Raw genomic sequence first — 20,869 nt, 5'->3', positions numbered from 1 at the left:
GAGGCCGAGCAGTGGAAGACAAGGCCGACCGGATCTTCGAGTACGCGCCGGCGCCCGAATCCCGGGCCGCGGTGCGGCTGCGCTCGGGCTACGAGCTGTTCGTCGACGGCGCGTTCGCGCCGGCCGAGTCCGGGCAGAGCATGGCCACGCTCAACCCCGCCGACGAGGAGCACCTGGCGGACGTCGCCGTCGCCGGCGAGGCCGACGTCGACCGCGCCGTCGCCGCCGCCCGCCGCGCCTTCGAGGGCGCCTGGGGCGCCATGCCCGCCGCCGAGCGCGGCAAGTACCTGTTCCGCATCGCGCGGATCCTCCAGGAGCGGTCCCGCGAGCTGGCCGTCCTGGAGACCCTCGACAACGGCAAGCCGATCAAGGAGACCCGCGACGTCGACCTCCCGCTGGTCGCCGCGCACTTCTTCTACCACGCCGGGTGGGCCGACAAGCTCGGCTACGCGGGCATGGGGCCCGCGCCGCGCCCGGTCGGCGTGGCCGCCCAGGTCATCCCGTGGAACTTCCCGCTGCTGATGCTCGCCTGGAAGATCGCGCCCGCGCTGGCCACGGGCAACACCGTCGTGCTCAAGCCCGCCGAGACCACGCCGCTGACCGCGCTCGCCTTCGCCGAGATCTGCCAGGAGGCCGAGCTTCCGCCCGGGGTCGTCAACATCGTCACGGGCGCCGGCGGGACCGGCAGGGCCCTGGTGAACCACCCCGGCGCCGACAAGGTGGCCTTCACCGGCTCCACCGCGGTCGGCCGCGAGATCGCGGGCGCCGTCGCCGGCACCGGCAAGCGCCTCACCCTGGAGCTCGGCGGCAAGGGCGCCAACATCGTCTACGACGACGCGGCCCTGGACCAGGCGGTCGAGGGCATCGTCTCCGGCATCTTCTTCAACCAGGGGCACGTGTGCTGCGCCGGCTCGCGGCTGCTGGTGCAGGAGTCGGCGGCCGAGGAGCTGCTGTCGCGCCTGCGCGCCCGCATCGAGCGGCTGCGGCTGGGCGACCCCCTGGACAAGAACACCGACATCGGCGCGATCAACTCCGCCGAGCAGCTCGAACGCATCCGCGAGCTCGCCCGCGCCGGCGCCGAGGAAGGCGCCGAGAGCTGGTCGCCCCGGTGCCCGCTGCCCGAGAAGGGCTACTGGTTCGCGCCCACCGTGTTCACCGGCGTCACCCAGGCCCACCGCATCGCCCGCGAGGAGATCTTCGGGCCGGTGCTGTCGGTTCTGACCTTCCGAACCCCCGAGGAGGCCGTGGCCAAGGCCAACAACACCCCCTACGGACTCTCGGCGGGGGTGTGGACCGAGAAGGGCTCGCGCATGCTGTGGACCGCCGAGCGGCTGCGCGCGGGCGTCATCTGGTCCAACACGTTCAACAAGTTCGACCCGGCCAGCCCTTTCGGCGGATACAAGGAATCCGGCTACGGCCGCGAGGGCGGCCGCCACGGACTGGAGGCATACCTTGTCCACGCCGCCTGAGCACCCCGAGCCCCCGCGCGCCGCGCCCGGTGCGGACGGCCGCGCAGTGGACGCCGCTGAGGGGCCGCGCGTCAGCGCGCCCTCCGCGGCGGCGCCGCGGTCCGGGCGACCCGAGGTGCACCCCGAGCGCGCCGAACTCGCCGAGCCTGCTGAGCCTGCCGACCTCGCGGAACGGGGCGAGCCTGTGGAGCGGGGCGAGTCCGTGGAGGCGTTCGGTTCCGGTGACTCCGAGCGCACGGGTGAGCCCGAGCACATGGGTGGGCCGGACGGCCCGGCTCGGGCCGGTGCCGGCACCGGTGCGGGTGGCGCTGTTCCGCCCGACGCCCCGGCCGCGGGGCGGGTTGCGGTGCGCAAGACCTACAAGCTCTACGTGGGCGGGGCCTTCCCCCGTTCCGAGTCAGGCAGGTGCTATCCCGTGACCGCATCAGGCGGCGCCCACCTCGCCAACGCCGCCCTCGCGTCCCGCAAGGACGCCCGCGACGCCGTGGTCGCCGCGCGCTCCGCGTTCCCCGGCTGGTCCGGGCGCACCGCCTACAACCGCGGCCAGATCCTCTACCGGGTCGCCGAGATGATGGAGGGCCGCCGCGCCCAGTTCGCCGCGGAGATCGACGAGGCCGACGGCATCGGGCCCGCCCGGGCCGACGAACTCGTCTCGGCCGCCGTCGACCGGTGGGTGTACTACGCCGGCTGGTCCGACAAGGTCTCCCAGGTCCTCGGCGCCGCCAATCCCGTCTCCGGGCCCTACTTCAACCTCTCCCAGCCCGAACCCGCCGGAGTGGTGGCGGTCCTCGCACCGCCCGCGGGGCCGCTGCTGGGCCTGGTGTCGGTGGTGGCGCCGGTAATCGCCACCGGCAACACCGCCGTGGTCGTCGCCAGCGAGCGCGCTCCGCTGCCCGCTGTCACCCTCGCCGAGGCGCTGGCCACCTCCGACCTGCCCGGCGGAGTCGTCAACATCCTCACCGGAAGGACCGGCGATCTGGCGCCGCACCTGGCCTCCCACGCCGACGTGAACGGCCTCGACCTCACCGGAGCCGCCCCCGAGTCCGCCGCCGACCTCGAACGCAGCGCCGCCCAGACGCTCAAGCGCGTCATCCGCCCCGGCGGCCGCGAGGACTGGCTCGCCGACCCGGGGATATCGCGGATGACTCCGTTCCTTGAGACCAAGACCGTCTGGCACCCGGTCGGGATGTAGACACGCCCGCCCGGATCGGTCCGGCCGCCTGTCGGCTGCGCGTGCGGTGGGTGCCAGTGCCCGAGAACACCGGGCCGGGCGCCCACCGGTTCGGGTGTTCGCCGGTTGCGCGTCCGACGTGGGCGGCGAGGGCGGTGGGTGGTTGGGCCCGTGTTCGTCGGTTCGGGTGTTCGCCGGTCGGCATGCGACGAGGCAGCAACGGCCACTGGCGGCTGAGCATGCGTTCATCGGTAGGGGTGCTTGCCGGTTGCGCGTCCGACGTGGGCGGCGAGGGCGGTGGGTGGTTGGGCGCGCGTTCGTCGGTTCGGGTGCTCGCCGGTGGGGCATGCGACGTGGGCGGCGAGGGCGGCGGGTGGTTGGGCCCGCGTTCGTCGGTTCGGGTGTTCGCCGGTGGGGCATGCGACGAGGCAGCGAGGACAGCGGGCGGCTGAGCCCCGCGCCCATCGGTAGGGGTGCTTGCCGGTTGCGCGTCCGACGTGGGCGGCGAGGGCGGCGGGTGGTTGGGCCCGCGTTCATCGGTTCAGGTACTCGCCGGTGGCGCGCCCGACGTGGGCGGCGAGGGCGGCGGGTGGTTGGGCCCGCGTCCATCGGCGCGGGTAGCCCTCCGGTTGCGCACCCGACGTCGGCAGCGAAGGCAGTGAGTGGCCAGGCCCGCGTTCGTCGGTTCGGGTGGTGTGAGGCGGGGGCGGGGGCGTATCGCCGCTGGGGCACGAGTCCGGCGCGATCCGCAGGACGGCATCACTGTACTCGCGTTCTTCCGCTATACGAAAGAATGTGGCGCGAATCGTCTGGTTTGTCGGAATCAAATGCTCTGGGTTGGCTTTGCGCGGTGACGAGACCGCGCGAACCGGCGTTTTGGGGCTGCTGAGGGGTGTATTTGGCGGGTCTCGTCGCCCCGCGGTCCGGTGCGAAGGGTTTCTGTGGGGTGCAATTCGGACATAGACGCATGAATCCCCCCACCGGAGAAGGGAGTGCGGCAGGCTGAGGGGCTGTTGTGAGGTGGAAGGCTGGTTTGTCGCCACTCGTGGGGATCTTGGGTCCCAAATGCCCGTTTTGTCCCCCTCCGTGCGCGCCCGGGCGGGAGTGAAGGGCGGCCTCACTCCAGATGCCACCGCCACGACCGGCGCGCAACCGGCCTCGCTGCCTCGTCTCCTGCCTGACCGGCGACCATCTGGACCGATGATCGCGGGCCGGGCCATCCGGGGCCTTCGCTGCCCCCGTCGGGTGCGTGACCAGTGGGGACCCGTACCCGTCCCGTTGTTCGCGGGCCTGGCCTACCGCCGTCCTTGCTGCCTCGTCGCGGGCTTGACCGGCGACTATCCGGACCGGTGATCGCGGGCCGGGCCATCCGGGGCCTTCGCTGCCCCCGTCGGGTGCGTAACCGGCGGGGACCCGCCCCGGTGTTCGCGGGCTCTGCCCTCCGCGGCCTTCGCTGCCCTCGTCGCATGCGCAACCGGCGGGCACCCTTACCGGTGATCACGGGCCCGGCCACACGCGCCCCCGCCGCCGTCCCTACCTCCACCGCCACCATCGCCACCACCGCCCCCGCCGGGCGGGCAACCGGCCGGGCACGCCACAACCGATTGCCGCGCGCCCGCCCCCGCGTTCCCTCTCCGCCGAGGGGGCCTCTGGCATAGTGGAAGGCGCCGTCGCCGCCCGCCGCAGTCCGCGCCGGTCGTATCCGGAGAACGCCGCACTCGGCCGCGCGCCGTGCGCCGGGCCGCGCAGGAGGTGATCGAGGTGGTCGAGAGGACCGCGGATGGCGCGGGCCGTGCGGGGGCGCGGACCTCCGTCGCGCTGGTGCGGCTGGACCGCTCCGGCCCCGAGGTGGAGCGCCTGCGCGCGGCCGTGCTGCGCATCCGGGTGGCGCCCGGCCAGCGCGCCCTGGTCACCGAGGCGGTCGAGACCCTGCCGCGGGCCGACGCCGACCCCGACCGCACCCCGTTCGCCGTGCTGGCCGGTGGCGAGCCGGCCGGTTTCGGCATCATCGACCGCGGCGGCGCCCGCGCCGAGCTCACCGGCATCGCCGCCGACACGGCGCGCGCCGTCATGCTGCGCGCCTTCTACCTCGCACCGGAACGCCAGGGCCAGGGGATCGGCCGCCGCGCCTGCGCCGCCGTTGAGGCGCTCGTGCGCAGCGTGCATCCCGACGCGGCCGAGGTGTTCGTCGTCGTCAGCGAGTTGAACCGGGCGGCCGTGCGCGCCTACCGCGCAGGGGGGTTCGCGCCGACCGGAGACCGGCTGCTCGACGGCGTGTCGGCCCCGCGCGCCGTGCTGCGCATGGCCCTCGCGTGAATCCGCCCCCGGCGCCGGTGCGGTGTAGGCGAGCCGAACGGTTCGCCGCCCCATGGCGGTTCGCCGTTGCCAGCGCGGGGCGCAGCGCGCCAAGATCACTGCGCGGGCCCGACCGCGAGAGCCACCACCCTGGAGGTAAGTCCCCGTGACGACCGATCCGTACGCAGCAGCAGAGAAGGCAGCCGAACAGCTGCGGTCCCTTACCGGCGTCGACTTCTACGACGTCGCCCTGGTCATGGGATCGGGGTGGGCGCCCGCCGCCGACGCGTTCGGTTCCGGCGGCGCCGAGGTGCCCACCAGTGAGCTGACCGGCTTCGTGCCGCCGGTGGTCGAGGGCCACAGCGGCAGCGTCCGCAGCCTCCGCAGCGGCGACCGCGACCTGCTGGTGTTCCTCGGCCGTACCCACCTCTACGAGGGCCACGGAGCCCAGGCGGTCGCCCACGGTGTGCGCACGGCGGTCGCCGCCGGCGCGTCGACCGTCGTCCTCACCAACGCGGCCGGGTCGCTCAACCCCGCGTTCGGGGTCGGGTCGCCGGTCCTCATCGCCGACCACATCAACCTCACCGGGCGCTCGCCGCTGCAGGGCGCGACCTTCGTCGACCTCACCGAGACCTACTCGGCGAAGCTGCGCGGACTCGCCAAGGAGATCGACCCCGCGCTCGCCGAGGGCGTCTACGCCGCCATGCCCGGCCCGCACTTCGAGACACCCGCCGAGATCCGCATGCTGCGGGCGATGGGCGCCGACCTGGTCGGCATGTCCACCGCGCTGGAGGCGATCGCCGCCCGCGAGGCCGGGGCCGACGTGCTCGCCCTGTCGCTGGTCACCAACGTCGCGGCCGGGCTGTCCGGCCAGCCGCTGGACCACGAGGAGGTGCTGGCCACCGGGCGCGACGCCGCGACCGACGTCGGCGCTCTGCTCGCCTCGCTGGTGGAGCGGCTGGAGCCCGCACAGGGGCAGTAGGGCCGGCGGGCTAGAGTCGGGAGGCGCCGCCCGTGCGGGGCCCGCACGGGTCCCGGACGCCATGCCGTGCCGCGGCCCGCGGCTCCGGCGGAGAGGCGGCGCCGCTTCTGTCCCGACCACCAAACGCACGACACGGAGGGAGGCGCCGGCCATGGGCGACTCCGACGGTTCCCACCGCTCGGCGGCACGGGCCTGGCTGGAGCAGGACCCCGACCCCGCGACCCGCGCGGAGCTGGCCGGGCTGCTCGACGCCGGCGACGAGGACGGCCTGGCCGACAGGTTCGGCTCCCGCCTGGAGTTCGGCACGGCCGGGCTGCGCGGCAGGCTCGGCGCCGGCCCCAACAGGATGAACCGGGTGACGGTCATGCGCGCCGCCGCGGGCGTGGCGCAGTGGGCGGGCCCGGGAGCCACCGTGGTCGTCGGCTACGACGCCCGCCACCGCTCGGCGGACTTCGCCCGCGACTCCGCCGCCGTGCTGGCCGGCGCCGGCTGCACCGCCCTGCTGCTGCCCCGCGCGCTCCCCACGCCGGTGCTGGCCTTCAACGTCCGCGACCTGGGCGCCGACGCCGGGATCATGGTCACCGCCAGCCACAACCCGCCCGAGGACAACGGCTACAAGGTCTACACCGGCGGCGCGGGCGCCGATGCCGGGAGCCAGATCGTCCCGCCGGCCGACGCCGAGATCTCGGCGGCCATCGATGCGGCGGGTCCGGTCGACCGGCTGCCGCTGTCGGAGGACTGGCGGGTCCTCGGTGAGGAGGCGGTGGAGCGCTACGTGTCCGCGCTGTGCACGCTGCCGCTGGGCGACGACCGGGACGTGACCTCCACCTACACCCCCATGCACGGTGTGGGCGGCCAGACGCTGGCGACCGCGTTCTCCTGGGCGGGCTTCCCTGCGCCCCGGCCCGTGCCCGAGCAGCAGCAGCCCGACCCCGACTTCCCGACGGTGCGGTTCCCCAACCCCGAAGAGCCCGGAGCCATGGACCTCGCGCTGATCGGTGGAAGCGGGGCGGGCTCCGACATCGTCCTGGCCAACGACCCCGACGCCGACCGGCTGGCGGTGGCCGTGCCCGGTCACGGCCTGCTGACCGGGGACCAGGTCGGCGGGCTGCTGGCCGAGTACGTGCTGAGCCGCACCTCGGGCGAGGACCGGATGGTGGCGACCACCGTCGTCTCGGCCGGACTGCTGCCCAAGATCGCCGCGGCGCACGGGGTGCGCTGCGCCGAGACCCTGACCGGCTTCAAGTGGCTGGTGCGGGCCGCCGGGCCGGGGGAGCGGTGCGTCTTCGCCTACGAGGAGGCGCTGGGCTACTGCCTGGCCGGAGACCGCGGCCGCCCGGTGGCCGACAAGGACGGAATCGGCGCGGCGCTGGTCATGGCCGCTCTCGCGGCCGGCGCCAAGCGCGAGGGGCGCACCCTGCTCGACCTCCTCGACGACCAGGCGCGCCGGTACGGCCTGCACTCGACGGACCAGGTGTCGGTGCGGGTCACCGACCTCGCGCTGATCCCCGAGACCATGCGCGCCCTGCGCACCCGGCCGCCGCGCGCGTTCGGGCCGCTGGAGGTGGAGGACGTGGAGGACTTCGCCCCGGGCCTGCACGGCCTGCCCGCCACCGACGCCCTGAGCTACCGCCTCGGCGGCCCCGCGCGCGGCCGCCTCACGCTGCGCCCGTCGGGCACCGAGCCCAAGCTGAAGGCCTACCTGGAGGTCGTCCTCCCGGTCGACGGCGACGCCGCGGCGGCCCGCGCCGAGGCGGCATCCCACCTCGCGGAGCTCTCCCACGCGGTCCGGGCCCTTTTCCCCGAGGAGCCGAAGTAGGAGCTCCCTCCGATCCGGCGGCCGGACGTCGGAAGGGGAGATGCCGTCGTGGCGGCCCCCGCCGCGGTTCGGGGGACCACTCCTCCCGGCCCGGCCGATCCGCCTGACGGCCGTCGGCGGATTCCCGGACGCGCCGTCGCGGCGGTGTCGGGGGCGGCAAGCGCGGCCCGCCGTTCGAGCGGCCTTGCCGCCTCACCCGATCCGGTCGAGGACCAGTGGCAGGCCCCGGGCCGGGCCGTCGACCGCGAAGGAGTCGGAGAGCGCCTCGGCCGCGCTGTCGAAGCGGGCGGGGTCGTCGGTGTGCAGGGTGAACAGCGGGCGGCCGGCCCGGATCTCCTCGCCCGGTTTGGCGTGCAGCTCCACCCCGGCGCCCGCCGATACCGGGTCCTCCTTGCGGGCCCGGCCCGCGCCCAGCCGCCGGGCCGCCACGCCCACCGCGTAGGCGTCCAAGCGGGTCAGGGTGCCGGTCGCGGGAGCGAGGATGTCGCGCCGCTCGGCGGCCTCCGGCAGCGGCGCGTCGGGATCGCCGCCCTGGGCGGCGATCATCCGCCGCCAGGCGTCCATGGCCGAACCGTCGCGCAGCGCCTCGGCGGGATCGCGCGCGCCGTCCAGACCGGCGGCCCGCAGCATCTCCCGCGCCAGCTCCACCGTCAGCTCGACGACGTCGGACGGCCCGCCGCCGGAGAGCACCTCGACGGCCTCGGCCACCTCCAGCGCGTTGCCCACGCGGCGGCCCAGCGGGGTGTCCATCCCGGTGAGCAGTGCGGTGGTGCGCACACCGTGGTCGGTGCCGATCGCCACCATCGTCTCGGCCAGCTCCCGCGCCGACGCGGCGTCCTTCATGAACGCGCCCGAGCCGACCTTGACGTCGAGCACCAGCGAGGCCGTGCCTTCGGCGAGCTTCTTGGACATGATCGAGGCGGCGATGAGCGGGACCGACTCCACGGTGCCGGTGACGTCGCGCAGCGCGTAGAGCTTGCGGTCGGCCGGCGCCAGCCCGGGTCCGGCGGCGCACACGGCGCACCCGACCTCGGCGAGCTGGACGCGCATCGCCTCGGGCGAGAGGTCGGCCCGCCAGCCCGGAACGGACTCCAGCTTGTCCAGGGTGCCGCCGGTGTGGCCGAGCCCGCGGCCCGACAGCTGCGGCACCGCCGCGCCGCACGCGGCCACGGTCGGCGTCAGCGGCAGGGTGATCTTGTCGCCGACGCCCCCGGTGGAGTGCTTGTCGGTGGTGGGCCGGTCCAGGCCGCCGAAGTCCAGCCGCTCGCCGGAGTCCAGCATCGCCTGCGTCCACGCGCTGGTTTCGGCGCGGGTCATGCCGCGCCACACGACGGCCATGTTCAGCGCGGCCATCTGCTCCTCGGCCACCGCCCCGCGGGTGTAGGCGTCGACGACCCACCTGATCTGCTCGCCGGTGAGCTCGCCGCCGTCGCGCTTGGCGGTGATGACGTCGATGGCCTCCATCAGGGCCTCCCGTGGCCTGTAGTAGCTGGTCCGGTGCGTGGCTCCGCCACGCTTTTCCACAGCCCAAAGCCGCCTGTGGCGGCGCCGGGCCCGCCCGGGCGATGATGGAATCGGGGGGTCCCCCACAGTAACGGGGCCGCCCCGCCACCGCCCCGCAATCGGCGCTGCGGTCCCGGAGTCCCGGTATCAGCGCCTCGATATCTGCGCCCCGGAGTCAGCGCTCCGCCTCCGGTTGTCCGGCGCGCATCAGCGCCCCAGATCCTGGGGCCCGAACGCCTGGGGCAGCAGGTCGCCGAGCGGCAGGACGCCCTCCGGGGTGTCGACCAGGAGCGAGGCCCCGCCGTGCTCGTAGAGCAGTTGGCGGCACCGGCCGCAGGGCATCAGCGGGTCCCCGGCGCGGTCCACGCACGCGAACGCGCGCAGCCTGCCGCCGCCCGTGGCGTACAGCGCCGAGACCAGGCCGCACTCGGCGCACAGCCCCAGCCCGTAGGAGGCGTTCTCGACGTTGCAGCCCGCCACCGTGCGGCCGTCGTCGACCAGCGCGGCCGCGCCCACGGGGAACCCCGAGTAGGGCGCGTACGCGCGGTCGCGGGCCCGGGCGGCCTCGGTCCGCAGCCCGGACCAGTCGATGCCGGTGCCCTCGTGCGGCGGAGAAGCGTCCACCGGGCTCACGCCCTTCCCTTGCGCCATTGGCGCCCCACGCTCGCCGGCGGGCGCAGCCGCTGCGAGGCCAGCGCCAGCACCAGCAGGGTCGCGATGTGCGGGCTGTAGGTCACCAGCTGCCCCGGCAGCGAGTCGGTCGCGAAGTACACCACCAGCACGACCACCCCCGCGGGAGCCGCGACCAGGGCCGGCACCGGAAGGCGCCCGCCCGCGTCCGGCCACGAGCGCACCGCCCGCACCGCCGCGACCGCACCCGCGGCCGCGCCCAGTGCGGCGACGGCCCACCACCACGCGGGCCCGCCGGTGGCAGCCGCCGTACCGCCGGCCGCGGCGAGCGCGGTGCCGACGGCGAACACGCCGCACAGCGCCGCCATGCCGGCGAAGGACGGCGTCGAGCGCATGCGCCGCAGCGCCGCGGCCAGTACCACCGCGGCCGCCACAAGCAGCGCCCCCGCGATCAGCAGCAGCAGCGCGTGCACCGCGCCTCCGCCGCCGCGCACCTGCAGCGCGTCGGTGAACCCGAACAGTCCGGCGCCCATCGCCAGCCCGCCGGGCCGCCAGTTGCCGAAGATCATCGCGGCCAGACCGATGTAGCCGCGCCCGCCGGTCTGGCCCTCCTGGTAGACCGAGGAGGCCACCATCGCCAGGAAGACCCCGCCCATCCCGGCGAACCCGCCGGAGAGCACCACCGCGGTGAACTTGTAGGCGTAGACCGGCACCCCCAGCGACTCCGCCGCGTCGGGGTTCTCCCCGCACGAGCGCAGCCGCAGCCCGAACGGCGTGTGCCACAGCACCGCGAACGTCAGCGGCACCAGCAGGATCGCCAGCAGCGTCACCACCGACATGCCGGTCGTCAGCCCGGTGACCAGCGAGGCGGTGTCGGAGACCAGGAAGATCCCCGAGTCGCGCGCCGGCGCCAGCAGGTCGGCCACAAACGGCAGCCCCACCTGCGGGAACTCCGGAAGCTGCGGCGACTGGGCGGCGCCGCCGCCCGGCGCGCCGACGAAGAACAGCAGCGACAGGTAGCGCATCGCGCCCACCGCCAGGATGTTGATCGCCACGCCGGAGACGATGTGGTCGACGCCGAAGGTCACCGTCGCCACCGCGTGGATGAGGCCGCCCGCCATGCCGCCCAGCACGCCGGCGACGAGCCCGACCCAGGGGTTGTCGAAGCTCCAGGCGAAGTAGGCGCCGAACCAGGTGCCCAGCACCATCATGCCTTCGAGGCCGATGTTGATGATCCCGGCGCGTTCGGCCCACACGCCGCCGAGCCCGGCCAGCCCGATCGGCACGGCGAACGCCAGCGTCGCCTGGATGGTGCCCGCGCTGGTCAGCATCGGTTGGCCGGTGATGGCCCGCACCCCCGCCAGCGCGACGAACGCCGCGACGGCGATGCTGACGAACCGCCACCGGGCACGTGCACCCGACCGCGCGGGAGCCGGAGCGGCCGGTGCCTCGGAGACCGACAGGTCCTGGCTCATGACGCCGCCGCCCCCTCACGGTCGCCGCGGGCCAGTTCGCGGCCCACCTGCTGCTGCTGGTAGCGCAGACCCCAGCGGTGTACGACCTCGTACACCACGACCACGGTCAGCACGATGGTGGCCTGGGTGACCACGGCGATCTCCTTGGGAATGCCTTCGAAGTCCAGGATCTGGCTGGACTGGTCCAGAAACGCCCAGAATAGGGCGGCGAAACCGATGCCGACCGGGTGGTTGCGCCCCAGCAGCGCGATCGCGATGCCGGTGAACCCGAGGCCGGTGGGAAAGTCCAGCGCGTAGTAGTGGGACTGCCCGAGCAGCTGCGGCATGCCCACCAGGCCCGCGACCATCCCGGAGATGACCATCGACAGCAGCACCATCCGCTTGATGTCGATGCCGCTGGCCCGCGCCGCCGTGGGCGACTGGCCCGTGGCGCGCAGGTCGAAGCCGAACCTGGTGCGGTTGAGCATCGCCCAGTAGCCCACGCCCACCGCGATCGCCAGCACCACCAGGCCGAAGATCTCGCGGTCGGCGCCCATGAACCCGGCGGGGATGCCCGGCACCCACCCCGACTCGGCGATCTCGGGGGTGCCGATGTTGTTCGTGCTGATCTGCACCGCGAGCCGGTCGGTGTTGAGCAGGTAGGCGGTGATACCGGTGGCCACCGAGTTCAGCATGATCGTGGAGATCACCTCGGAGACCCCGCGCGCCACCTTCAGATAGCCCGCGATGCCCGCCCAGACGCCGCCGACGGCGACGGCGACGGAGATCACGACCACCTGGTGGACGACCGGCGGCAGCACCCACGCCCCGCCCACGGCCGCGGCCATCAGCGCCGCCAGCCGGTACTGGCCGTCCACGCCGATGTTGAACAGCTTCATCTTGAAGCCGATCGCCACCGCCACCGCCGAAAGGTAGAAGGTGGTGCCGGAATTGACCATGATGACCAGGCTGTCGGGCTGGAGCCCGAACTCCAGCATCCGGCCGAAGGCGTGGAAGGGCGCGACGCCGCTGAGCCACAGCACCAGCGAGGTCACCGCCAGGGCGAGCACACCGGCCGCCACGACCGCGCCGAAGGAGAGCGCCAGGGTGGTGGCCAGCCGGCGGTAGAGCCAGAACGCCGCCGCCGCGCCGACCGCCGCGCCCAGGACGTAGGCCACCGGCTCGATCAGCCACCAGTCGACGATCCCGCCCACCAGCAGCGCGGCGACCACCGACAGCACCAGCGCGATGGGGGTCACCAGCAGCCGGTGGACGCGCGTGTCGGCGTCGTCGGTGGTGGGGGCGGTGGAGACCAGCACCACGCCGAACGCCGCCGCGGTGCCCAGCGCCGCCGCCGCGGGCGCGAGCAGCCCCATGTCGGCGCCCGCGGTGACGGCGGCGCCGACCACGGCGGCCGCCACGGCCGCCGCCGGTGTGGGGATGGGGATTCTCATTGGCCGCCCTCGCCTTCGCCGCCGGCGGCGGCGCCGTTCTGCAGGCCGGCGCCGGTCATGGCGGCGCCGAGCTCCTCGGGAGTCACCGTCATGGGGTCGGCCTGGGCGACCAGCCGGCCGCGCAGGATGACGTGCAGCGTGTCCGACATCCCGATCAGCTCGTCCAGGTCGGCCGAGACCAGCAGCACGGCGAGCCCTTCGCCGCGCGCCCGGCGCAGGTGCTCCCAGATCGCCGCCTGGGCGCCCACGTCCACGCCGCGGGTGGGGTGTGCGGCCACCAGCACCTTGGGGCGGCCGCTCATCTCCCGGCCCACGATGAGCTTCTGCTGGTTTCCGCCGCTGAGGGCCTCGGCGATCACGTCGATGCCGGGCGTGCGCACGTCGTAGTCGGACACGATCCGCTCGGTGTCGGCGCGCGCGCCGGCCTTGTCGATCCAGATGCCGCTGGCGTTGGGCGGCTCGCCCTGGTGGCCCAGGATGCGGTTCTCCCACAGCGGCGACTCCAGCAGCACGCCGTGGCGGTGGCGGTCCTCGGGGATGTAGCCGACCCCGGCCTCGCGGATCCGCAGCGTCCCCCAGCCGGTGATGTCGCCGCCGTCCAGCCGCACGGTGCCCTCGTCGACCCGGCGCATGCCCATGACGGCCTCGATCAGCTCCGACTGGCCGTTGCCCTCGACCCCGGCGATGCCCACGATCTCGCCCCGGTGGATGGTCAGCGAGACGTCGTCGACGACGTGCCGGCCGCCGGGCTCGGACACCCGCAGCCCGCCGACCTCCAGCATCGGCTGCTCGGTCACCGTGGACTCGCGCAGCTCGGGCACCGGCAGCTCGCCGCCGACCATCAGCGTGGCCAGCTCGCGCGCGCTGGTGCCCTCCGGGTCGACCGTGGCCACCGTGGTGCCGCGGCGGATGACGGTGATGGTGTCGGCGACCGAGAGCACCTCGTCGAGCTTGTGGGAGATGAAGATGACCGTGAGGCCCTCGCGCTTGAGCTCGCGCAGGTTGTCGAACAGCTCGTCGACCTCCTGGGGCACCAGCACCGCGGTGGGCTCGTCGAGGATGACGATGTCGGCGCCGCGGTAGAGCACCTTGAGGATCTCCACCCGCTGGCGCCGGCCCACCCCCAGCTCCTCCATCAGCCGGTCGGGCTCGATGCCCAGCCCGTACTGCTCCGACAGCGAGGCGATGCGCGCCCGCGCGGTTCGGCCGATGCCGTTGCGGCGCTCGGCGCCCAGCACGACGTTCTCCAGCACGGTGAGGTTGTCGGCGAGCATGAAGTGCTGGTGCACCATGCCGATCCCGTGCTTGATGGCGTCGGAGGGGGAGGTGAGTCGGACGGTCCGGCCCTTGACGGAGATGGTCCCCTCGTCCGGCCGGTGCATGCCGTAGAGGGTCTTCATCAGGGTGGACTTGCCGGCGCCGTTCTCGCCCACGATGGCGTGGACGGTGCCGGCCTCGACGGCGATGTCGATGTCGTGGTTGGCCACGACGCCCGGGAACCTCTTGGTTATCCCACGCAGCTCGACGGCGGGAGGCCCCTCCCCGCCGCCGGACGGCTCGCTGCTCATCCGACTCCTCTTGCGATGACTTGGGCCGCCAGAAGCGGGCGCCGGAACGGCGCCGGCCGCCGGCGGCGGAGCTGGGGGAGTACTGACTGACCGCGGCACCGGGGCCGGGGCGCGTTCCCCGGCCCCGGTGCCGGGGCGATCATGTCGCGGCCGGGCCCGCTGGCGCGGGTCCGGCCGCGTGGCCCGACGGCTAGGGCTTGGTCGGAACCTCGATCTCGCCGTCGATGATCTGCTGCTTCAGCTCGTCCAGGCGGTCCTCGATGTCGGAGATCGCCTCCTCGTTGGACTTCGAGTAGCCCACACCGCCGCTGGCCAGGTCGAAGCGCTGGATGCCCGTCTGCACCTCGCCGTCCTGCACCGACTTCACGAAGTCGAAGACCGCGGTGTCCACGCGCTTCATCGCCGAGGTGAGCACGTACTGCTTCTGGTCCTCGGGCGCGCTCTTGTACTGGTCGCTGTCGACGCCGATGAACAGCTTCTCCGCGTCGGCCACGGCCTCCAGGACACCGTTGCCCGAGGCGCCCGCGGCGTGGTAGATCACATCGGCGCCCTTGTCGAGCTGGCCCTGCGCGGTGCTGCGCCCCGTCGCAGGGTCGGAGAAGCCGCTCATGTCCGGCGGCTGGGTGAGGTAGGCCGTCTCGATCTCGATGTCGGGGTTGATCTTCTTCGCCCCGGCCACGTAGCCGGCCTCGAACTTGTGGATCAGCGGGGTCTCGACGCCGCCGACGAAGCCGATGTGGTCCTCCTCGGACTTCAGCGCGGCCGCCGCGCCGGCCAGGTACGACGCCTCCTCCTCGGTGAAGACGAGGCTGGTGACGTTCTCCTGGTCGGTGATCTCGGAGTCCACGATGGCGAAGTGGACGTCGGAGTAGGCCTCCTCGCTGGCCACGTTGATCATCGGCTGGGTGTAGGCGAAGCCCACCCCGATGACCACGTCGAAGCCCTGGTCGGCCATGTTCTTGAGGCGCTCTTCCTTGTCCACGTCCGACTCGCCCTCGCTGGGCTCGAAGTCCTGGACGTTCTCGGAGCTGATACCCAGCTCCTCCTCGACGCGCTGGAGCCCGCGGTAGGCGGAGTCGTTGAACGACTTGTCGCCCCGGCCGCCGACGTCGTAGGCGAGGCCGACGCGGATCTCGTCGCCGCCTCCTCCTCCGCCGTCGCCCTCGGAGCCCCCGCTGTTCGGGTTGTCACAGGCCGTCAAGGCCAGGGTCAGCACGCCGGCCGCGGTGGCGGCGGCGAGCTTGGCGGCTCGCATGTTCACTCTTCACTCCCCTTCAGCCCTGAAGCGGCCCACGCTTGTGGGTGGGCTCGCCGGGTACTGCTGCCGGACGATATACGTTCCGTGAAAAGCGACCAATCACCAGAGAACGGTTGTTATGAAGGCGAGAGCGGAGCGAAACGGACGTTACCGATTCGCAGTTCCGCCGTTGGTCTCCACCCGTCTCGCCAGGCCCGGCGGCCGGTGCGCAACGGCAATTCTCGCCCACGTCCGAAGGCGCCGTTCGGTAGCGGAGGGTGACGGCGCGTCGGTGTGCGCGGCGCCGCGTCAGCTCTGGGACAGCGCGTCCGCCTCCGCGGTGAGGAACTCGGTCGCGGCCCGCTTCAGCGACCGGGCGGCGACGGCAGTGCGGTGGTCGCGCCCCGGGGCCCGCAGCACCGCGCCGCCCACCCCGCGGGCGAGGTCCTCCACGCCGTCGGCCAGCTCGTCGCGCTCGCCGGCCATCAGCAGCATCGGCGTCCCCTCCGGCGCGGGCTCGGCGCGGAAGGGGTGGGCCGCCTGCCCCCGCGCGCACGCCGCCAGCGCCGCGGGGTCGCCTCCGGGGAGCGCGGCGGCGGAGCGGAAGACCCGCCCGAACGGCGAGTCGTCGGCCTCCAGATTTTCCAGGTCGGTGCCGGCGAACGCGTCGCGGGGACCGAACCCGGCCAGCACCGCGCGGCGCACACGGTGCGGGTGGGCCAGTGCCAGCTCCCAGGCCAGACGCGCGCCCAGCGAGTAGCCCACCACGTCGGCGCGCTCGATCGCCAGCGCGTCGAGCACCGCGGCGAGGTCGCCGACGAAGGCCGCGGGCGTGTACTCCCGGGAGTCGTGCGGCTTGCCGCTGGCGCCGTGTCCCCGCAGGTCGCAGCCGAAGACCGGCAGGTCCGCGAGCGCCCGGGTCCAGCCGGTGCGCTCCCAGTTCAGTTCGTAGTCCGAGCCGAACCCGTGGACGAGCAGCACCGGCACCCCCGCGGCCGCGGGGTCGGGCGCGGTGTGGCTCAGCGGCACCGGGGCCGGGAGCGTGTAGCGGGTCATCGGCGGTCCCCTCGCATCCGGGGCGGCGCCCCGGCGCGTCGCGCACGCCCGGCGCCGGGGGCTCTTCTCTCGGCCGGCAGCAGCGGGCTCACCGGTCGCGCTCGCCCCGGTCGTCGGCCTCGTCCTTCTCGTCCTGCCCATCCCGGTCCTCTTCGGGCAGGCGGAGCCGGACGCGGCGGCGCGGCGCCTCCCCACCGGGGACGGTGCCCACGATCCCCGCCGCTTCCTGCGCCGCGACCTCGAAGGTGACCAGGGGCGCGCCCACCGCGACCGCGTCCCCCTCCTCGGCGTGCAACCGGGCGACCACGCCGGTGTGCGGCGACGGGATCTCGGCCGCGGACTTGTCGGTCTCGACCTCCACCAGCGGCCCGTTGCGCTCGACCCGCTCGCCCGGGCGCACCAGCCACTCCAGCACCGTCGCCTCGACCAGGCCCTCGCCCAGGTCGGGCAGGTGGAACGTCGTCTCGTTCGGCTGCGTCATCTGCGGTGGGCCTCCTAGGCGCCGAGCGTCCGCTGCACAGCGGACAGGATGCGGTCGACGGTGGGCAGGTACTGCGGCTCCAGCGGGCCCGCGGGGTAGGGCACGTCGAACCCCGCCACCCGCTGGACCGGAGCGGCGAGCCGCGAGAACGCCCCCTCCGTTATCAGCGCGCTGACCTCGCCGCCGAGCCCGGCGGTCAGCGGCGCCTCGTGCACGACGACGGCGCGCCGGGTGCGCCGCACCGACTCGGCCAGGCCGGCGGAGTCGAGCGGCTTGAGCCAGCGCAGGTCCAGCACCTCCAGCTGCACGCCGTCCTCGGCCGCGAACTCGGCCGCCTGGAGGCAGCGGTGGACCATCGCGCCCCAGGCCACCAGGGTGGCGTGGCGGCCGCGGCGCACCACGCGGCTCGCTCCCACGGGCAGGTCGCCGGCCGGCGCGGCGCCGTCGGGGGAGTCGACGCGGTCCCAGTAGCGCGCCTTGGGCTCCATGAAGACCACGGGGTCGTCGGAGCGCACCGACTGCAGCAGCAGGCGGTAGGCGTCGGCGGCGTCGGAGGGGGCGGCGACCTTCAGTCCCGGCACGTGGGCGAAGACGGCCTCCAGACTCTCGCCGTGGTGCTCGGGCGCCTGGATGCCGCCGAAGCTGGGCACCCGCACCGTGACGGGCATCGGGGCCGCGCCGCGCGAGCGGTAGTTCATCCGGGCGATCTGGTTGACGATCTGGTCCAGGGCCGGATACGCGAACCCGTCGAACTGCAGCTCGGGAACCGGGCGCCAGCCGTTCATCGCCAGGCCCACCGCCATCCCGGCGATGGCCGCCTCCGACAGCGGAGTGTCGAAGACGCGGTGCTCGCCGTGGCGCCGCTGCAGGCCGTCGGTGACCCGGAAGACGCCGCCCAGCCGGCCCACGTCCTCGCCGAAGACCAGGGTTGCCGGGTCCTCGGCCAGGGCCTCGTCCAGCGCGCGGTTCAGCGCCTCGCGCATGGTGGCCGGCGGTGCGGGCGCCTCTGCGGCGCCGCCGGCCGTGCCGGTCGCAGTCGGGCTCATCCGACCTCCTCCTGCCAGACCCGCCGCTGGCGGGCGAGTTCCTCGGTGGGTTCGCGGAAGACATGGGTGAACAGGTCCGAACCGGGCGGCTCGGGCGCGGCGCTGACACCGTCGCGGATTCGCTCGGCCTCGGCGCGGCACTCGGCCTCGGCGCGCTCGAAGAACGCGGCGTCGGCGTGCCCGGCCGCCTCCAGCGCGGCGCGCGCCCGCGGCAGCGGGTCCCGCTCGGCCCAGGCGCGCTCCTCGGCGGGGTCGCGGTAGCGCGAGGTGTCGTCGGAGGTGGAGTGCGGCGCGGCGCGGTAGGTCAGCGCCTCGACCAGGCTCGGCCCGTCCCCCGAGCGGGCGCGCGCCAGCGCCTCGCCGACGGCGGTGTAGACAGCCGCGGCGTCATCGCCGTCGACGGCGGTGCCGGGCATCCCGTATCCGGCGGCGCGCGCGGCCACCGACCCGCCCGCCACCTGGCCCTCGTTGGGCACCGACAGCGCCCAGCCGTTGTTCTGGCAGACGAACACCACCGGCGCGCTGAGCACACCGGCCAGGTTCATCGCCTCGTGCACGTCGCCCTCGGAGCTGGCGCCGTCGCCGAAATAGGACACGGCGCAGCCGGTGCGCCCGGCGAGCTTCTCGCCAAGGGCCCAGCCCACCGCGTGCGGCACCGGCCCGCCGACCACGGCGTTGACCGGTGCGAACCGCGACGCGATGGGGTCGTAGAGCCCGCCGTGCCACAGGGCCCGGTGGCTGGCCATGTAGCCGACCATGTCCACGCCCAGCGTCAGCGCGACGGCCATCTCGCGGTAGGTGGGGAACGCGAAGTCGCGCTCGCGGTCCATGGCGGCGGCGCTGCCGACCTGGGCGGCCTCCTGGCCGCGCAGGGAGACGTAGGCGGGGAACACGCCCTGGCGCTGCAGCGCCACGGCCTCGGCGTCCAGCAGCCGCGCGGTGAGCATCATGCGGTACAGGCGGCGCGACAGCTCGGCGGACAGCGGGGGGTCCGGTTCCTCCTGTGGTTCCGGCTGCTCACCGGTCGGCATTGCGGAGCCTCCCTCTGCTGCGTGCGGTAGGCGGTCGGGCCGCCCGGCGGTGACGATCTCGATTGTGCGCCGGATATCGACACCTGCGCTAGAGATGGGCGAAAAATGCATACAGCAGAGGACGAGATTGGCAATCTGATCCGCAATCGTCTAATTCACGTGGTCATGGGAGGTCGCTGCCGATACACGGTGCGCGGGTGCCGGCGGGCCTCCGCGGTGCGGGCCGGGGGCCCTCAGAGGTCCGGGAGCGGGTCGGGCGGCAGCGACGCCGCGCCCTGGAGCTCGGCGTCGCAGGCGTTGATCACCGAGACGTACTCGTCGTCGACCTCGAAGGTGTGGCCGCCGAAGTGGAAGGTGGGGATCAGGTGGGTCTCGACCGGGCCGATGCGCACGTTGCGCGGGAAGACGCCCCAGATGCTCTTGGGGCGGGTGCGGCTCAGCAGCCGGTTCACGAGCACGGTGACGGCCGCGTCGGTCACGGCGAACACGAAGAAGCTGGACTCGTTCCACGAGGCGGGGAAGATGTAGCGGATCTCGACTCGGGCCGGCAGGAAGCCCCGCGCACGTTCGCGGACGTCGGGGGAGATGGGCATGGCGCCTCCTTGCGGTCACCGCACGCGTACGCCGCGCGTCCTGGCAACATGTTAGATCGGCCGCCTCCGCCCACGGGGTGCCGATTCCGCGGCGCGGGTGGCCAAAGGCCGCACGCGCTCTCGATAATTGACCGGAATGACCAAATGCCGATGGTCGCCCGCCCGGCCGTCGCTCAAGGCGAACCCCCAGGAGTCAGGGAATGGCCGACGGCCAGCAGCAGCAGGAGCACGGGCGCGCGCGGCAGACCGCGGAATCCGAACGCCGAAAGCCCCTCCGGCCCGCACCGGCGGGCGAGGAGGCCGATCGGAGCCGGCGGCGCGACGCGCGGCTGCCCGACGCCACCGACGAGATCATCATCGGGGCGCTCGCCGACGACGCGCGGACCGGCATCACCGAGATCGCGGCCATGGCCAACGTGTCCCGCGCGACCGCCTACAACCGCATCAAGCGGCTCACCGACGACGGCGTCATCCGGGGCTACTCCGTGGTGGCCGACCACGCCCGGATGGGGCTGGGCGTCACCGCCCTGGTGCTCATCTCGGGCAGCCAGCCCGACTGGCGGGCCAACCGCGAGGTGCTCTCCTCCTACCCCGAGATCGAGTACTGCTGGTACGTCGTTGGCTCGGCCGACATCGTGCTGCTGGTGCGGGTGGCCGACACCAACCAGCTGCGCGACCTGATCCTCACCCGGCTGCAGGCCCTGCCGGGCGTCACCGCCACCCAGACCCTCACGGTCATCGACGAGGTGGTGCACCGCCCGGTGGTCAAGCCCGCCGAGTGAGGGCTGCCCGACGGCTCTCGTAGGCCCCAAGCGTGCGCTTTGCCCAGCGGGCCGCCGGGCGCCGCATACGGCCGGCGGCCGGAACCCCCGGCTGCCGGAATCCGTCTGCCCCGGATGGCGGGAAGTCCCTTCCCGGTGCCCGGTAACGCGCGGGAGCGCTACGGCGGTGCCGACGCCGGTGGTGAGGTGGCCACACACGCCCCGCGGTGCGTGACCACGGGGGCACACGTCCCCGGAACCGGTCGTCCCCAGGCGGCCGCGGCCCCGTCGCTGTGCGGACAGGACCGCGGCGTGTGCG

Annotated in this window: 17 protein-coding genes; 6 read left to right on the top strand and 11 right to left on the bottom strand. The window is 74.0% G+C overall.

What is annotated here, in order from left to right; translation table 11 throughout:
* Positions 1–11 precede the first annotated feature (11 nt).
* The 5 genes from ABEA15_RS06305 (at position 12) to ABEA15_RS06285 (ending at position 7,736) form a co-directional block, all read left to right on the top strand.
* Positions 12–1,469: an aldehyde dehydrogenase family protein gene (locus tag ABEA15_RS06305; RefSeq protein ID WP_344140710.1), complete on the top strand. Its 1,458-nt coding sequence runs from the start codon at positions 12–14 to the stop codon at positions 1,467–1,469.
* A gap of 253 nt (positions 1,470–1,722) precedes the next feature.
* On the top strand, positions 1,723–2,661 hold the full coding sequence (locus ABEA15_RS06300) for an aldehyde dehydrogenase family protein (RefSeq protein WP_345555898.1): 939 nt from the start codon (positions 1,723–1,725) through the stop codon (positions 2,659–2,661).
* Positions 2,662–4,401: 1,740 nt separating this feature from the next.
* Positions 4,402–4,956: a GNAT family N-acetyltransferase gene (locus ABEA15_RS06295; protein ID WP_345555836.1), complete on the top strand. Its 555-nt coding sequence runs from the start codon at positions 4,402–4,404 to the stop codon at positions 4,954–4,956.
* Between the two features lie 145 nt (positions 4,957–5,101).
* Positions 5,102–5,917: a purine-nucleoside phosphorylase gene (locus tag ABEA15_RS06290; protein WP_345555835.1), complete on the top strand. Its 816-nt coding sequence runs from the start codon at positions 5,102–5,104 to the stop codon at positions 5,915–5,917.
* A 151-nt stretch (positions 5,918–6,068) separates the two neighbouring features.
* Positions 6,069–7,736, top strand: a complete 1,668-nt coding sequence (locus ABEA15_RS06285) for a phospho-sugar mutase (protein WP_345555834.1) — start codon at positions 6,069–6,071, stop codon at positions 7,734–7,736.
* Between the two features lie 192 nt (positions 7,737–7,928).
* Here ABEA15_RS06285 and ABEA15_RS06280 read toward each other — a convergent pair whose 3' ends face one another.
* The 11 genes from ABEA15_RS06280 to ABEA15_RS06230 form a co-directional block, all read right to left on the bottom strand.
* A complete protein-coding gene (locus ABEA15_RS06280; protein ID WP_345555833.1) occupies positions 7,929–9,200 on the bottom strand; it encodes a thymidine phosphorylase in 1,272 nt (423 codons plus the stop codon).
* Between the two features lie 246 nt (positions 9,201–9,446).
* A complete protein-coding gene (locus ABEA15_RS06275) occupies positions 9,447–9,872 on the bottom strand; it encodes a cytidine deaminase (RefSeq protein ID WP_345555832.1) in 426 nt (141 codons plus the stop codon).
* Complete coding sequence (locus ABEA15_RS06270) at positions 9,869–11,344, bottom strand: ABC transporter permease (protein WP_344140695.1); 1,476 nt, start codon at positions 11,342–11,344, stop codon at positions 9,869–9,871. The genes ABEA15_RS06275 and ABEA15_RS06270 overlap by 4 nt, the downstream gene beginning before the upstream one ends.
* A complete protein-coding gene (locus tag ABEA15_RS06265; RefSeq protein WP_345555831.1) occupies positions 11,341–12,777 on the bottom strand; it encodes an ABC transporter permease in 1,437 nt (478 codons plus the stop codon). Before ABEA15_RS06265 ends, ABEA15_RS06270 begins: the two co-directional genes overlap by 4 nt.
* A complete protein-coding gene (locus ABEA15_RS06260) occupies positions 12,774–14,345 on the bottom strand; it encodes an ABC transporter ATP-binding protein (RefSeq protein ID WP_345555830.1) in 1,572 nt (523 codons plus the stop codon). Before ABEA15_RS06260 ends, ABEA15_RS06265 begins: the two co-directional genes overlap by 4 nt.
* Before the next feature lie 190 nt (positions 14,346–14,535).
* Positions 14,536–15,600 (bottom strand): BMP family lipoprotein, encoded by a 1,065-nt coding sequence (locus ABEA15_RS06255; RefSeq protein ID WP_344140779.1) that lies wholly within the window; start codon positions 15,598–15,600, stop codon positions 14,536–14,538.
* 291 nt (positions 15,601–15,891) lie between these two features.
* Positions 15,892–16,638 carry an alpha/beta fold hydrolase gene (locus ABEA15_RS06250; RefSeq protein ID WP_345555829.1) on the bottom strand — a complete coding sequence of 249 codons (747 nt, stop codon included), beginning with the start codon at positions 16,636–16,638 and terminating at the stop codon, positions 15,892–15,894.
* Between the two features lie 88 nt (positions 16,639–16,726).
* Positions 16,727–17,119 carry a biotin/lipoyl-containing protein gene (locus tag ABEA15_RS06245; RefSeq protein ID WP_345555828.1) on the bottom strand — a complete coding sequence of 131 codons (393 nt, stop codon included), beginning with the start codon at positions 17,117–17,119 and terminating at the stop codon, positions 16,727–16,729.
* A gap of 14 nt (positions 17,120–17,133) precedes the next feature.
* On the bottom strand, positions 17,134–18,102 hold the full coding sequence (locus tag ABEA15_RS06240) for an alpha-ketoacid dehydrogenase subunit beta (protein ID WP_386699328.1): 969 nt from the start codon (positions 18,100–18,102) through the stop codon (positions 17,134–17,136).
* Between the two features lie 59 nt (positions 18,103–18,161).
* On the bottom strand, positions 18,162–19,196 hold the full coding sequence (locus ABEA15_RS06235) for a thiamine pyrophosphate-dependent enzyme (RefSeq protein WP_345555827.1): 1,035 nt from the start codon (positions 19,194–19,196) through the stop codon (positions 18,162–18,164).
* Positions 19,197–19,429: 233 nt separating this feature from the next.
* The gene (locus ABEA15_RS06230; RefSeq protein ID WP_344140680.1) at positions 19,430–19,789 is read right to left on the bottom strand and encodes a hypothetical protein; all 360 of its coding nucleotides are present in this window, start codon (positions 19,787–19,789) and stop codon (positions 19,430–19,432) included.
* A 200-nt stretch (positions 19,790–19,989) separates the two neighbouring features.
* Between ABEA15_RS06230 and ABEA15_RS06225 the strand changes: the two genes are divergently transcribed.
* Positions 19,990–20,571 (top strand): Lrp/AsnC family transcriptional regulator, encoded by a 582-nt coding sequence (locus tag ABEA15_RS06225; RefSeq protein WP_345555825.1) that lies wholly within the window; start codon positions 19,990–19,992, stop codon positions 20,569–20,571.
* Positions 20,572–20,869: the final 298 nt, after the last annotated feature.

Source organism: Streptomonospora halophila (assembly GCF_039542725.1).
GTDB classification, from domain to species: domain Bacteria; phylum Actinomycetota; class Actinomycetes; order Streptosporangiales; family Streptosporangiaceae; genus Streptomonospora; species Streptomonospora halophila.
The sequence above is the reverse complement of the archived record's forward strand: the minus strand, read 5'-3'. Positions and strand labels throughout refer to the sequence as shown.

Bases quoted from the DNA above. Each gene is read 5' to 3' on its own strand.
- ABEA15_RS06250 (WP_345555829.1), bottom strand. From the start codon at position 16,638: ATGACCCGCTACACGCTCCCGGCCCCGGTGCCGCTGAGCCACACCGCG.
- ABEA15_RS06260 (WP_345555830.1), bottom strand. From the start codon at position 14,345: ATGAGCAGCGAGCCGTCCGGCGGCGGGGAGGGGCCTCCCGCCGTCGAG.
- ABEA15_RS06265 (WP_345555831.1), bottom strand. From the start codon at position 12,777: ATGAGAATCCCCATCCCCACACCGGCGGCGGCCGTGGCGGCCGCCGTG.
- ABEA15_RS06235 (WP_345555827.1), bottom strand. From the start codon at position 19,196: ATGCCGACCGGTGAGCAGCCGGAACCACAGGAGGAACCGGACCCCCCG.
- ABEA15_RS06245 (WP_345555828.1), bottom strand. From the start codon at position 17,119: ATGACGCAGCCGAACGAGACGACGTTCCACCTGCCCGACCTGGGCGAG.
- ABEA15_RS06240 (WP_386699328.1), bottom strand. From the start codon at position 18,102: ATGCGCGAGGCGCTGAACCGCGCGCTGGACGAGGCCCTGGCCGAGGAC.
- ABEA15_RS06225 (WP_345555825.1), top strand. From the start codon at position 19,990: ATGGCCGACGGCCAGCAGCAGCAGGAGCACGGGCGCGCGCGGCAGACC.
- ABEA15_RS06285 (WP_345555834.1), top strand. From the start codon at position 6,069: ATGGGCGACTCCGACGGTTCCCACCGCTCGGCGGCACGGGCCTGGCTG.
- ABEA15_RS06255 (WP_344140779.1), bottom strand. From the start codon at position 15,600: ATGCGAGCCGCCAAGCTCGCCGCCGCCACCGCGGCCGGCGTGCTGACC.
- ABEA15_RS06300 (WP_345555898.1), top strand. From the start codon at position 1,723: ATGGGTGGGCCGGACGGCCCGGCTCGGGCCGGTGCCGGCACCGGTGCG.
- ABEA15_RS06230 (WP_344140680.1), bottom strand. From the start codon at position 19,789: ATGCCCATCTCCCCCGACGTCCGCGAACGTGCGCGGGGCTTCCTGCCG.
- ABEA15_RS06270 (WP_344140695.1), bottom strand. From the start codon at position 11,344: ATGAGCCAGGACCTGTCGGTCTCCGAGGCACCGGCCGCTCCGGCTCCC.
- ABEA15_RS06280 (WP_345555833.1), bottom strand. From the start codon at position 9,200: ATGGAGGCCATCGACGTCATCACCGCCAAGCGCGACGGCGGCGAGCTC.